The following is a 13,024-nucleotide window of genomic DNA, read 5'->3' as shown; positions in this document are numbered from 1 at the left end:
TATTCCTCAGCGCCCGGCGAGCGCATCGACAATGTTGAGGCGCATGGCACGGATCGCAGGCAACGCACCCACGATGGCGCCGATCACAAGCATGAGCACCAGTCCAAGGATCCAGGTCTGCGAGCCCACGGGTGGCAGGTTCAACATGCCACCGCTGCCCTTGGCCACGATGGGGACGAAGGCACCAGCAAGGAGCAGGCCTAGCACGCCGCCGATCACCAGCAACAACACGCTCTCGGCCAGCACCATGTACAGCACGCTGTGGCTGGAGAAGCCAATGGTCTTCAGTACCGCCAGCTCGCTGGTGCGCTCACGCACCGCCTGCGCCATGGTGTTCCCCGTGAGCAAGATGAGGGTGAAGAACACCGCGCCCATGATCGCGCTCACGATGAGGCCGATATCGCCGATCTGCTTGGCGAAGGAGGCGTTGAACGCCTGCTCGGTCTGCGTCTTGGTCTCGTGATCCGAGTTCGCCGAGAGCGCGTCCACCGCCTTCGCCACGCGGTCCGCATCGTTGGCGGAATTCAGCCGCAACGCATACCAGCCCACAGTCGTGCCGATGCTCTGGAACGCATTGGCATCCTCGAAATACTTGTGGTGGAAGAAGAACTGCTGATCCGTACCGTTGGCGGCACCGGGTGCGGCCGTGTAAATGCCGACGATATCGAACGGCCAGGTCTTGTCGCCGTTGCGCTGCGGGAAGATCGTGGACTGCAGCGGGATCTTGTCACCCACCTTCCAGCCGAAGCGCTTGGCCAGCGCCTCACCGACGATGGCCCCGGTGCGCGTCGTCTCGTAGGCCTTGCGCTGCTCCGGCGAAAGCTGGATCTCGTGGTAGATATCGAAGTAGTTATCGCTGACGGCAAAGCTCAGCACGAAGTTCTTCGGGTCCTGGTAGATGCCACCGAACCAGTTGGAATAGCCCACATCCTTCACGCCCGGAATCGCCTTCATCTGCGTTTCAAGGCTCACCGGCAGCGAGGTGATGATCGAATAGCGCGAGGTCGTGATCAGTCGATCCACGCCAATCACGCTGTCGCCCGAATCAAAGGCCTTGCGCGTCGCATCGAGCATGCCGAACAGCAGGAATGCCGCCAGGATGGAGATGAGGGTGAAGAACGTACGCGCCTTACGCCGGAACAGCGCTGCCCATATGAGATGAAAGTATTTCATCGCGCCGCCCCCTTACGCTGCCGTCTGTTCGACAAGCGTGCCCTTGTCGAGGTGCAGCGTGTGGTTGGCGTACTCGGCGGCCTTCGGGTCATGCGTCACCATGACAATCGTCTTGCCGTGCTCGCGGTTCAGTTCACGCAACAGGCCCAGGATATCCTCCGCTGACTGGCGATCGAGGTCACCCGTCGGCTCATCGCAGACCAGCAGCGTAGGATCGGAAACGATCGCACGGGCGATGGCCACGCGCTGCTGCTGGCCGCCGGAGAGCTCCGAGGGCTTGTGCGATGCGCGATCGGCGAGGCCCACCAGCTGCAAGGCGATGGCCGCGTTCTGCGCGCGCTGCTTGCCGGAGAGCTTGGTGAGCAGCAGCGGCAGCTCCACGTTACGTTGCGCGCTGAGCATGGGCATGAGGTTGTAGAACTGGAACACAAAACCGACGTGGGCCGCGCGCCAGCGGGCAAGCTGGCCGGCGCCGAGCGTATCGATGCGCTCACCGCCGACGCTGATGCTGCCGCCAGTCGGCGTATCCAGCCCGCCGATCAGGTTCAGCAAGGTGGTCTTGCCGGAGCCCGAAGGGCCCATCAATGCGAGGAAATCCCCTTCCTCGATCTTCAGGTCCACGCCGTGCAACACCTCGACCTTCTGCCGGCCGCGCTCGTAGACCTTGGACAAATCCTGGATGTCGATCAGGGTAGCCATGCTATGTATCTCCGTAGGGCGGTCAGGGGGTGGGCTGGGTGACACGGACGGCGGTGCCATCCATGACGGTGTCGGGTGGCGTAGTTATGACGGTTTCCCCGGCGCTGACGCCGGCGGTGACAAGCCGTACATCGTTATTGGCGGCCTTGGCGGCGGTAACCTCACGGCGGTGCGCTTTCTCATCGCTCACGACAAACGCCACGTCATGGCCGTCGCGCTGCACGATGGCGCTGGCCGGCACCATCGCGCCTTTGGGCACCTCGGCCCGTGCAGCAGCGCGCTGTTCCAGGAACGACACGCGGACGCCCATGTCGGGCACGATGCGGCCATCCTTCTGTTCGATGGCAACACGCACCTTCACCGTGGCCTTGCCGCGGTCGGCTGCGGGGACGATCGCAATCACATGGGCCGGGATTCGCCAGTCGGGGTAGGCATCGAGCACCGCCTCCGCGGCCATGTTCGGCTGGACACGACCGATGTAGGCCTCGTTGACGTCCACGTCGATCTCAAGCGAATCCATGTCGACGATGGTGCCGACGCCGGTACGGGTGAAGCCGCCACCGGCCGAGAGGGGTGACACGATTTCGCCGACCTGCGCCGCCTTGTCCGTGATCACGCCATCGAAGGGCGCACGTACGACGGTGTAGTCGAGGTTGACCTGGGCGACACCGACCTGCGAATCCGCCGCCTGCGCCTGGCGCCGCGAGGTGTTCAGCTGCGCACGGTAGGTATTGGCCTGGGTACGGCTCTGCTCCGCCAGCTGCTTTGACACAAGCCCGCGCCCCACCAGGGCCTCCTGGCGCGTGGCATCGCGCAGGGCCTGGTCGAGCTGGGCTTCGTTCTGTTCGACGCTGGCGTGGGCCGCCGCCGCTTGTGCCTGCGCCGATTGCAGGCTGGCCCGCAGCGCGTTGTCTTCAAGCCGCGCAAGGACCTGCCCCTTGGCGACACGGTCGCCTTCTTCGATCAGTACCTCGGTCAGCGTGCCGGTGATCTGCGCGGAGACCGTGGCCTGCCGGCGGGCGGTGACGTAGCCCGTGGCCTGCAGCACCGCACCTGCTTCACTGGCGGACGCAGGTGCCACCGCCGTGGCGGTCTGCACATCGACCGGGCGCCGGCCCAGGAAGGCCCATGCCCCGGCACCGATGGCGGCCAACAGCACGAGCACGCCCGCGATCACCGCGATACGTCCCCAGGGCGGTCCGCCACCAGGCGCTTCCTTGTGCGATTTATCGATCTTCAGCTGCTTCAGCAGCTCGGTGTTCGAGTTCATGTCCCCTCACGTCCCCCTGGGCGGTGTCGACCAAGATCATGCGAATCTCGCGGACCGTGCGCTATTCGGGGCCATCAGTCATCTGCCGTGACAGGTGTCACCTGCTAGGCTTAGCCCATGAATACCGTCATCCCCATGCCGGCCCAGCCGAGCCTCCCCGTCGCCGGCCAGTCCGGCCGTTTCCCCGTCCGCCGCATCTTCTGCATCGGCCGCAACTATGCCGATCATGCCAAGGAAATGGGCGCCAGCGTCGACAAGGCGAACCCCATGTTCTTCACCAAGCCGGCCGACGCGGTCGTGACCGATGGTGCGGACGTGCCCTACCCCTCCGCCACGAACGACCTGCACCACGAGGTGGAAATGGTCGTGGCACTAGGGGCTGGTGGCTCGAATCTTTCGCCCGAACAGGCCCAGGCGCTGATCTGGGGCTACGGCGTTGGCCTGGACCTGACCCGCCGCGACCTGCAGGCGCAGGCCAAGGCAAAGGGCGCCCCGTGGGATGTCGCCAAGGGCTTCGACCACTCCGCGCCGGTATCTGCCCTGGTCCCGGCCAGCGAAGCGACGCCGTCGGCCAGCACGCAGATCACCCTCGAGGTAAATGGCCAGGTGCGCCAGCACGCGACGCTGGGCGAGATGGTGCTCGACGTTGGCGAGATCCTCGCGGCACTATCCACCCTGTTCGAGCTGAAGGCGGGGGATCTCGTTTTCACCGGCACACCGGCGGGTGTATCGGCGCTGCAACGTGGCGACACGTTCAAGGCGACGCTGGAGGGTATCGCGTCGTTCGAAGGCAAGGTGGTGTGAATTCGCGCGATCCTTACATGGGGATCGCTAGGTTTGATAGTTCGACGCGACGCAACGAGGAGTGCATTCGATGGGCATGATCGCAGAGTTCAAGAAATTCGCCCTGCGCGGCAACGTGGTCGACCTGGCGGTCGGTGTGGTGATCGGCGCGGCGTTCGGCAAGATCGTGACGTCTCTGGTTGATAACATCATCATGCCGCCCATCGGCATGTTGATTGGTGGCATCGATTTTTCCGAATGGAAGTGGGTGCTGAAGCCGGCGGATGCGGCGACGAAGACGGCCGAAGTCGCCATCCAGTACGGCGTGTTCATCAACGTGCTGATCCAGTTCATCATCATCGCGTTCGCGATTTTCGTGGTGGTGAAGGCGATCAACAAGCTGACCCGCCACGAGGACGCCCCGGCTGCGACGCCGCCGGATGTGGTGGTTCTGCAGGAAATCCGCGATCTGCTGAAGCAGCAGAAGAATATTCCGTAAGGTGACCATGCGAGCGGGCGTTGTGCCCGCTCGCTGCGTGGTTCATTCGCTACCGCGAATGAACCGATTAACTAGCGCGAGGCCGAAGGCGAGCCCACATCGCAAAAAAAATGGCCGCCGGTCGGGAAGAGCACGGCGGCCTATCTGGGGAGATTGGCGCCCGGGAGATGAGCCTCACGGCTCGGGCGCCTTATTGTTGGTATAGGGTTTGAAGCAGGTGCTTCTTAGAAGTCGTACGTGATTCCGAAGCGAACGTAACGCGGCGTGCTGTAGTACGTGACGCGGCCATAGTTCGTGTTCGGAGCCGCCGTCGTGCCATACAGCGCATACGACGCCGTTGCCTTCGACTCATTCAACACGTTGTAGACCATCACATTGAACGCAAGTTTCTGGTCAGCCCACACCGGGCGGTACTCGGCCGACAGCGAGATGATGTGCTGCCACGGCTGGCGGCCCGCCGAACCCGGAGGCGACGCCTCACCACCGCAGTAGTGGTAGTAGCTGCCGTAGCCAACCGGATTGGTCTCATCCGCACCGTAGTAACCTAGGCAGGTCTTCGGCGTACCCGACATGATCAGGATGTTGCCCGAGAGCATCCACTCCTTCGCCACCTGCCACGAACCGTACGCCTTGAACTGGTGCTTGCGATCGTTCGACAGCAGGCCGTTGGAATACTCCATGAGCTTGCCGTAGTCCCAGTCCACCGTCGCCGAGACGTCGGTCTGGCCGATATCCGAACGAACCTGGCCTTCGGTGTTGCCGTAGCTCTTCGAGTACAGGTAATCGATCTTGCCGGTCCAGGTACCATCGAACGGATGCTCGAGGTAGGTCTCCAGCGAGTAGTAGTTGCGCTTGGCCTTCGGCATGCCGAAGTCGGCCGCCGATACATCCACGCTGTAGTAACCACCAGCGCCATTGGAGATGCGGTAGGTGTTCGTTCGGCCCGGGTTCGAAAGGTAGCAACCATTCATGTTGGCTGCATCCACGTCGTAACCGAGCGATGCAGCCTTGGCGGCGATCGTATCGGTATCGCAGATGTCATCCAGGATGTTACGCAGGCGACGCACCTGGCCCTTCATGCCCCACACCCAGTCGGTGTTGATCTGGTGATCGAAGCCAAGCTGGAACTCGTCCTGGTATTCGGACTTGATGTTGCTGGACGCCACCGTCTTCGCATCCGGCGACTGGCCGTACTCGTTGTTAGCCGACACAGCGCCGCCCGTCGACGACGCCAGTTGGGTCAGGCCGGTCGGGTAACCATTCGCATCAATACCGGTGTAGGTGTAGTACTCGTTCGTGTAGAGCGAGCCTGCCGCAGCGCGCAGGGCCACCGATGCCGGCATGGCGAGGTAGTAACGGCCCGCGTTGGCATACACCTTCAGCGACGAATCGCCATTCACGTCCCAGGCGGCGCCCAGGCGCGGTGCCCACTGCGGCTTGGTCAGGCGAAGGTACGCATCGCCACTGGGGTTGTAGTTGGTGAACTGGTCATTGCGGAGGCCGATCTTCACGAGCCAGCGGTCATCCACCTGCCAGCTGTCTTCCAGGTACTGCGCACGCTGCTTCACGCGCACAGAAGCCGATGTCGTGTAGATGTACTTGCTGACGTAGTAGCCCGTCTCGCCGCCTGCACCACTGTTCGGCGCGGCCACGTACGGCGCATCGCTGATCGCGGTGCCCGCATCGCCGTAACCGTACTGCCAGGCCACTGCGTTCGTGCCGTCATCAACGTCATGCGAATCGAGGTTATCGATACCGCCGGTGATCGTGTGGTCACCAATCTTCCAGGACAGGTCGAGGCGAAGGTTTCGCGTCGTCGCACGGTGATCGGGGTTGTCGATCGTCAGTGCCGACTGACCGTTGTTGATGGTACCGCCGCCGGTGAGCGCCGGGTTCTCGAGCTCAGGATGGAGGATGTACGTAAGCGATGAATCGTAACCCGGGGTCTCGCTGAAGTACGTCATCTTCTGCTTGCCATACAGAGCAGTCAGCGTGATGTCATCCGTAATGTAGCTGGTGTACTTGGCGATATAGACACGCGCGTCGTTCTTGATCGACGTATCGCGGCTATTCAACGCACCGGTCTGGCCGGTGTCGTAATCGTAGTCGTAGTAGTTGCCCTTGTACTGAGTCTTGGCGCCTGCGGCGGTCAGTTCAAGAATGTTGTTGTCGTTGATGTTCCAGTCGATCTTCCCGTAGAACTTCGGGTTGTGGTACTCGTACTTGTCATTGAGGCCCGTGGTTACCGGCTGCACGGAGTTCGCCGACTGCTTTTGCTGTTCAACGGCCGCAAAGAAGAACAACTTGTCCTTGATCAGCGGGCCGCCCACGTAGGCGCTTTCCGTTGCCGACCAGGAGTTGTTCTGCGAATACCGGCGATAGATCTGGCCTTCCTTCGAGCCGGTCAGGTAGTAGGAGTTGGGGCTGGTGCCACGCGCGAAGGCCGGCTCCCACAGTACCTGTGCACCGAAGTGCCATTCATTGGTACCGCGCTTGCCGCTCTGGCTGATAACGCCACCGTCGGAGCGGCCATATGCGGCGCCGTAGCCACCGCCCAGGATTTCCTGCTGGTCAATCGCGCCGTACGGCAGCGAGATGCCACCAAATCCGCTCAGCGGATCAGTGGTGTTGACGCCGTTGAGGTAGTAGGCGTTTTCCGTGACCGACGAACCACCGATCGACACAAGGGTCTGCCCGACGTTGGTGGTGCCGGTGAAGCCGCTATAACCCGGGACGACGCCCGGCGCGAGCAATGCGATGGCCTCGGCGCTACGTGCAAGCGGGAGCTTGGCGAGCTGCTCGGAGGTGATGACGGTGCGGGAATCGACGCTGGATACGTCGACCGGCGGCAAGGTGTTCGCTGAAACCGTCACCGAACCCAGGCTCGTTGCCGACTCTGCGCTCGCACCGGCGGCAAACGACACTTCCGTACCGGAACCGACACGCAGGCTCACGTCATTGCGGGAATCGACGGCCTTGCCACCCTGCATGAGGCTGACCGTGTAGCTGCCCAGCGGCAGCGAACCGATGGTGTAACGGCCGTCGGCACCGACCGTCACTTCACGGGATACGCCGTTGGCGCTGCGCGCCACGACCGTTTCACCTTCGGCAGCCGGCGCCTGGCCGAAGATGCTACCGGTGGTGGACTGGGCAAAGGTGGCGCCGGCTCCCAGAGCCAGGGCGAGCGCCAGACTGATCCGGCTGAGCCGGACCTTGGGTGATGGATGCTTTGACACTACGGGACTCTCCCCAAAGATGAATTAGATGGCCATACCACCGGCGCAACGCCTGGCGTGCGCCATCCCCACTGCACCGGGGTAAGGCTGCGGGCTCTGCGTTATCTGCGCAGTGACCGCACTAGCAATGTAGTGTTAAATCCCTGTAGCCACGTGCAGCGAAACTCCGCCATCGCTCGGCATTTCCTTGGCGGTTTGGACGTCCATACGCGAAGACTGGCGCCACGCGCGCGGCGATACGCCGTAGGCTTCGCGGAAGCTGCGGCCGAAGTGCGTCATGTCGCCAAAGCCCCACGCCTGCGCAATATGCGCGATGCTGCGATACCGCAATGAAGCGTCCGCAAGTTCTCGCCGGCACCGGGCGAGGCGCTCGGCGCGTACCCAGCGCATGAGCGTCATGTCCTCGTCGGCGAACAGCTCGAACAGATAACTGGTGGATAGCCCCACGCCCTTGCCGATCATTTCGGCGCACAGGCCGGGATCGGCGAGGTGTTCACGTACATACCTGCGCACCTGCTCCTTGTGGTGCTGTCGCAGCTGCGATGGCGGTGGCGCGACATCGCCCACCGATACGGTCGCGGCCGCCAGCATGTGCGGGATCGCTTCCACCAGCCGGTCCGCCACGGCTTCGGTCATGTCCTCGGCGTGGTCGAATAGCTCGCGGTACAGGCTGCGCAGGAAGGTGGCTGCCGCGACGTGGCCATGCAGGTTGATCGCAGCGATCTGCTCGATCCGTGGCACGGCGTCGCGCAGCACGGAGAGCGGAAGGTAGGCCGCCTGGATCAGCGAGCGGCCGGTATCCACCCGAAACGGCCGGGATAGATCGATGAGGCAGAAATCGCCCGGGGCGATCGTGCTGCGCCGGCCATGTTGCTCCACGCGGCTTTCGCCTTCCAGTTGCAGCACGAGCAACGCCGCGTGGCGGTGTTCGCGGGGCAGGTGGTCGCTGCTGAACACATGGGGTTTGTGGCTGAACGTGGCGAAGCGCAGGCGGTTGCCGGCGTAGCCGTCCAGCAGCACGGTCTGGCCGGGCTGGCGGGCCGATCCCTGGCCGAATTCGTCCCAGAAGGCCTGGGCGGCCACGAGGTGCTCACGCGGGGCGGCCAGGGGTTGCGGCGAGCGCAAGGCGGTTTGCGAATACGGCATGACGTGTTTCCTTGATCTCAGGGGCCGGCGAACGGATCGCCGCCGTCGTCGTCATCGCCCAGGGGTGCCCCATACGGCGGGCGCGGGGGCGGGGGCGGCGGCCCCATGTGGTGCGGCGGCGGAAAGCCCTTCGAGGCCATGCACTCCGCCATCATGTCCGGTGGTACCGGGTCATCAGGTTCCCCGCCGTATTCCACCCAGCAATCGTCCATGGCCGCTTCAAACTTCGGATCGTGCGGCGGGGGGCGCGGAGGGTCACGGTCTTGGGCGTAGGCGGCCGCGGCGGCCGTCATGGCGAACGCGAAGAGCGTGGTGGACCAGCGGGGAAAAACGAACATCGGGCAGAAACCTGCGTAACGACGGATGCGTGACAGGCTACCGGCCGCTCGTCACCCGCCGTTGTCGGCGTGTGTCCGCTTTGTGTCAGCCCCGTGCCAGCCCGGTCACGCGCCGTGGCCCGGTTTCTGCTATCAAACGCACCATGGCCATGGATACCAACGCCCTCATCCTGGTGGTCGATGATGACCCCGAACTCCGCAACCTGATTGCCGGCTTCCTGAGCGGCCATGGCTACCGCGTGCAGGCCGCGGAAAATGTTGCGCAGATGGACCTTGCGATCGCGCGCGAGCAACCGGACCTCGTGGTGCTGGATGTGATGATGCCGGGCGAAGATGGCCTGTCGGCGGCCCGGCGCCTTGCCGCCGAGAAGGGGCCGCCGATCATCATCCTGAGCGCGCTGGGCGGGGATACCGACCGGATCATCGGGCTTGAGGTGGGTGCGGATGATTACCTCGCCAAGCCGTGCAACCCGCGCGAGCTGCTGGCCCGGGTCCGGGCCATCCTGCGCCGCATGAGCTCCACCGATGCCGCTGTTGCGGACGATGGGCGCCCCTACCTGTTTGCTGGCTGGCGCTTTGACATGACCCGGCGCGACCTGCGCGACCCCACCGGCATCTTCATCAACCTTTCCGACGGGGAGTTCGCGTTGTTGCGCGCGTTTGTCGACCATCCCCAGCGCATCCTCAGCCGGGACCAGTTGCTGGATCTGGTCCATGGGGGCCGCACCGAAGTGTACGACCGTGCCATCGATACCCAGATCAGCCGCCTGCGCCGCAAGTTGAACGACCGAGCGTCCATGGAAATGATCCGCACGGTACGCAACGAGGGCTACATGCTGGTACCGAAGGTGGCGCGGCCATGATCCACATTCCCCGCCTGTCGATCTTCGCGCGCAGCTTCCTGATGATCGTCTGCGCGCTGCTGGTGGCCGAAGCCGTCGGCTTCCTCGTATTCACGCTCAAGCCACCCAAGCCCATTCCTTCGGCCGGCTTCTTCGACATCGTGACCGCCCTGCGGCCGGAGCTGGAAGCGTTTGGCCATCCCTTCGATGGCGGCCGGCCGTTCGATGGCGGGCATGCGTTCGATGCGGGCCGCCCTCCGGGCGACGCCGGCATGCCCGGAGGGTTCGGCCCACCCCATGGTTCCGACCTCGATGTAGGTACCCAGGCCGATGCGCCCAAGGCCCCCGGTGATTACGACAGCAACGTGTCCTCGCATCTTGCGGAGCGCCTGGCCGGCGCCCTGAACACCGATCGCGACCACCTGCGCGTCTTCATCTCGCTCGATGGCCTGGGCCCCATGGTGATGCCCATGCGAACCGTCGCCGGGCCCGGCTCGGTCGTGGGCCTCAAGCTCAATGACGGTTCGTGGCGTGTCGTATCCGTGCCACAGCCGGCCTTTGCCGATACCGTGCCGGCCCGCTTGTTATGGATGCTGGGCCTGGGTGTCCTGGTGATGTTGCCGCTGGCCGGCCTTTTTGCGCGCGCCCTTTCCGCCCCCATCCGCCGTTTCGCCGAGGCAGCCCATCGCCTTGGCAGCGATACCAACGCGGCGCCCGTGCCCCGCGAAGGCCCCACGGAGATGCGCATGGCCGTGGATGCGTTCAACGCCATGCAGGCGCGCATCAACCGCATGGTGCATGAGCGCACCCAGATGATCGGCGCCATCGCCCACGATCTGCGCACGCCGCTCACCCGGTTGTCGTTCCGCCTGGATGGCCTCCCCGCGCCGCTGGGCGAGAAGGTGGATGCCGATATCCAGGAAATGAAGACGATGATCTCCGCCGCACTGGATTTCATCCGTGACCGTGCATCGGGGCCGAACCGGCAACCGCTGGATTTCCGCCTGCTCGTGGAGAGCGTGGCGGATGATCTTGTCGACGTGGGCCACGATGTCTCCGTGCAGGCGGGCCAGGCCGTGACCGTCAATGGCGACCCGGTCGCGCTGCGCCGCGTGGTGGATAACCTGGTCGACAACGGCCTGAAGTACGGCGAACGGGTGCGCATGCGCCTGCGTTTCCAGGGTGAGGCCTGCGTGCTGGAAGTGGATGACGACGGCCCGGGTATTCCCGAGAGCATGCAGCGCCAGGTCTTCGAGCCCTTCTTCCGCCTGGAGGCCTCGCGCAACCGGGATACCGGTGGTATCGGCCTGGGCCTGGCCAGCGTGCGCGCCATCGTCTCCGAGCACGGCGGCAGCGTGGATGTGCGGAACCGCCGCGAGGGCGGCCTGCGCGCTTCAGTCATCCTGCCCGCGCAGCGGCATACATGACTTCCTACCTAGGCGCCCGCCCCCGCTGAGGGGTCCATAATCGGGGTTTCCGTCCCCAGGGGTTCCCCAATGCGTTCAGCCTTCCGTTTCCACGCGCTCGCCGCGTGCATTGCGCTTGCCTGCTCCGCCCACGCGGCCGACAAGGCCACCACCATCCCGGCCAAGGCCGTGGCCGCCGCGACCGAACTGCGCGACAAGGCGATGGCGGATAACACCGGTTACGAGTTCGTGTCCGGACTGACCACGGAAGTGGGTCCCCGCCTTGCGGGTAGCGAAGCCGACAAGCGCGGCGTCGAATGGACCGTGGCGAAGTTCAAGGCCATGGGCTTCGACAAGGTATACACCGAGAAGGTGAGCTACCCGCTGTGGGAACGCCACAGCGAGCACGCGGCCATCGTGGCACCCTTCCCCCAGCCGCTTGCGCTCACCGCGCTCGGGTATTCCGCAGGCACGCCGGCCGGTGGCCTCACCGCCGAGGTCGTGGCGTTCGATACGCTCGAGGCGTTTAAGGCTGCTGATCCCGCGACGGTAAAGGGCAAGATCGTGTACGTCAGCACGCACATGACCCAGCAGAAGGATGGCCACGACTACGGCATGGGTTCCGCCACGCGCACGCGCGGCCCCGTGCTGGCCGCAAAGATGGGCGCCGCTGCGTACCTGTTGCGCTCGGCCGGCACCGACCCGCACAGCCGCACGCCGCATACCGGCGTCACCGGCTTCACCGATCCGAAGGATGCGATCCCTGCCGCCGCGCTGTCGCTGCCGGATGCGGACCAGCTCGAGCGCATCCTGAAGGAAGGCAAGCCGGTCACCCTGAAGCTCGACCTCGATGTCGGTTTCAAGGGCACCTATGAAGGCGCGAACGTCATTGCCGAAGTGACCGGCCGCACGAAGCCCAACGAGGTGGTTGCGATCGGCGGCCACCTGGATTCGTGGGACCTCGGCACCGGCGCCATCGATGACGGTGCCGGCGTGGCGATCGCAGCCGCCGCGGCGAAGCTGATCAAGGACATGCCGCAGCGCCCGGACCGCACCATCCGCGTCATCGCGTTCGCGAACGAGGAAATGGGCCTGTGGGGCGGCCGCGCCTACGCCGAGGCGCATGCGAAGGACGTCGCGAAGTTCCAGCTGGGCACGGAATCGGATTTCGGCGCGGGCCGCATCTGGCGCATGTCTGCATCGGTGAAGCCCGAAGCGCGCGGCGCCATCGAACAGATCGCCAAGGTGATCGAGCCGATCGGCGTGGCTTACGATGCGCAGAAGCCAGGTGGCGGCGGTTCCGACCTCTCGCAGATGCATGCGAAGGGCATGGCCGCGCTGTCGCTCACGCAGGACGGCACCGATTACTTCGATTACCACCACAACGCCAACGATACGCTCGACAAGATCGACCCGAAGGCGCTCGCACAGAACGTGGCGGTGTACGCCACCTTCGCCTACATGGCGGCGATGGCCGATGGCAACTTCGGCTCCGCACCGGGCGCGTTCGCCAAAGACGGCGCGCACGATTGATGTAGTACCTCGCGGGCGGGGCGCGAACCCTTCGGGAACGCGCCCCGCCTCGCGCATGCACCAGCCCCTGTAGGAGCGCGCTCGCGCGCGATAAGCCAA

11 protein-coding genes are annotated in these 13,024 nt (G+C 64.5%); 5 read left to right on the top strand and 6 right to left on the bottom strand.

The window, feature by feature from the left end; genetic code table 11:
* Positions 1 to 6: 6 nt before the first annotated feature.
* The 3 genes from L2Y97_RS02940 to L2Y97_RS02930 are packed head-to-tail and all read right to left on the bottom strand — an operon-like array spanning position 7 to position 3,142.
* On the bottom strand, positions 7 to 1,173 hold the full coding sequence (locus L2Y97_RS02940) for an ABC transporter permease (RefSeq protein ID WP_247432764.1): 1,167 nt from the start codon (positions 1,171 to 1,173) through the stop codon (positions 7 to 9).
* 12 nt (positions 1,174 to 1,185) lie between these two features.
* Positions 1,186 to 1,872: an ABC transporter ATP-binding protein gene (locus tag L2Y97_RS02935; protein WP_247432761.1), complete on the bottom strand. Its 687-nt coding sequence runs from the start codon at positions 1,870 to 1,872 to the stop codon at positions 1,186 to 1,188.
* A gap of 22 nt (positions 1,873 to 1,894) precedes the next feature.
* Positions 1,895 to 3,142 (bottom strand): efflux RND transporter periplasmic adaptor subunit, encoded by a 1,248-nt coding sequence (locus L2Y97_RS02930; RefSeq protein ID WP_247432758.1) that lies wholly within the window; start codon positions 3,140 to 3,142, stop codon positions 1,895 to 1,897.
* Between the two features lie 117 nt (positions 3,143 to 3,259).
* Between L2Y97_RS02930 and L2Y97_RS02925 the strand changes: the two genes are divergently transcribed.
* The gene (locus L2Y97_RS02925) at positions 3,260 to 3,946 is read left to right on the top strand and encodes a fumarylacetoacetate hydrolase family protein (RefSeq protein ID WP_247432755.1); all 687 of its coding nucleotides are present in this window, start codon (positions 3,260 to 3,262) and stop codon (positions 3,944 to 3,946) included.
* Positions 3,947 to 4,016: 70 nt separating this feature from the next.
* Positions 4,017 to 4,424: a large-conductance mechanosensitive channel protein MscL gene (gene mscL / locus L2Y97_RS02920; RefSeq protein ID WP_247432752.1), complete on the top strand. Its 408-nt coding sequence runs from the start codon at positions 4,017 to 4,019 to the stop codon at positions 4,422 to 4,424.
* 224 nt (positions 4,425 to 4,648) lie between these two features.
* On the opposite strand, the gene L2Y97_RS02915 is transcribed toward mscL, so the two are convergent.
* The 3 genes from L2Y97_RS02915 to L2Y97_RS02905 all read right to left on the bottom strand — a co-directional run bounded on the left by L2Y97_RS02915 (position 4,649) and on the right by L2Y97_RS02905 (position 9,144).
* Positions 4,649 to 7,660: an outer membrane beta-barrel protein gene (locus L2Y97_RS02915; protein ID WP_247432749.1), complete on the bottom strand. Its 3,012-nt coding sequence runs from the start codon at positions 7,658 to 7,660 to the stop codon at positions 4,649 to 4,651.
* 135 nt (positions 7,661 to 7,795) lie between these two features.
* On the bottom strand, positions 7,796 to 8,806 hold the full coding sequence (locus L2Y97_RS02910; RefSeq protein ID WP_247432746.1) for a helix-turn-helix domain-containing protein: 1,011 nt from the start codon (positions 8,804 to 8,806) through the stop codon (positions 7,796 to 7,798).
* Between the two features lie 17 nt (positions 8,807 to 8,823).
* A complete protein-coding gene (locus L2Y97_RS02905) occupies positions 8,824 to 9,144 on the bottom strand; it encodes a hypothetical protein (protein WP_247432743.1) in 321 nt (106 codons plus the stop codon).
* 149 nt (positions 9,145 to 9,293) lie between these two features.
* Here L2Y97_RS02905 and L2Y97_RS02900 point away from each other — a divergent pair, with 149 nt between their 5' ends.
* The 3 genes from L2Y97_RS02900 to L2Y97_RS02890 all read left to right on the top strand — a co-directional run bounded on the left by L2Y97_RS02900 (position 9,294) and on the right by L2Y97_RS02890 (position 12,925).
* Positions 9,294 to 10,007 carry a response regulator gene (locus L2Y97_RS02900; protein ID WP_283248299.1) on the top strand — a complete coding sequence of 238 codons (714 nt, stop codon included), beginning with the start codon at positions 9,294 to 9,296 and terminating at the stop codon, positions 10,005 to 10,007.
* Positions 10,004 to 11,413: an ATP-binding protein gene (locus L2Y97_RS02895; protein ID WP_247432737.1), complete on the top strand. Its 1,410-nt coding sequence runs from the start codon at positions 10,004 to 10,006 to the stop codon at positions 11,411 to 11,413. Before L2Y97_RS02900 ends, L2Y97_RS02895 begins: the two co-directional genes overlap by 4 nt.
* Positions 11,414 to 11,482: 69 nt before the next feature.
* On the top strand, positions 11,483 to 12,925 hold the full coding sequence (locus L2Y97_RS02890) for a M20/M25/M40 family metallo-hydrolase (RefSeq protein WP_247432735.1): 1,443 nt from the start codon (positions 11,483 to 11,485) through the stop codon (positions 12,923 to 12,925).
* The last annotated feature ends 99 nt before the right edge of the window (positions 12,926 to 13,024 follow it).

It is taken from the genome of Luteibacter aegosomatissinici (genome assembly GCF_023078495.1).
GTDB lineage: Bacteria > Pseudomonadota > Gammaproteobacteria > Xanthomonadales > Rhodanobacteraceae > Luteibacter > Luteibacter aegosomatissinici.
The sequence above is the reverse complement of the archived record's forward strand: the minus strand, read 5'-3'. Positions and strand labels throughout refer to the sequence as shown.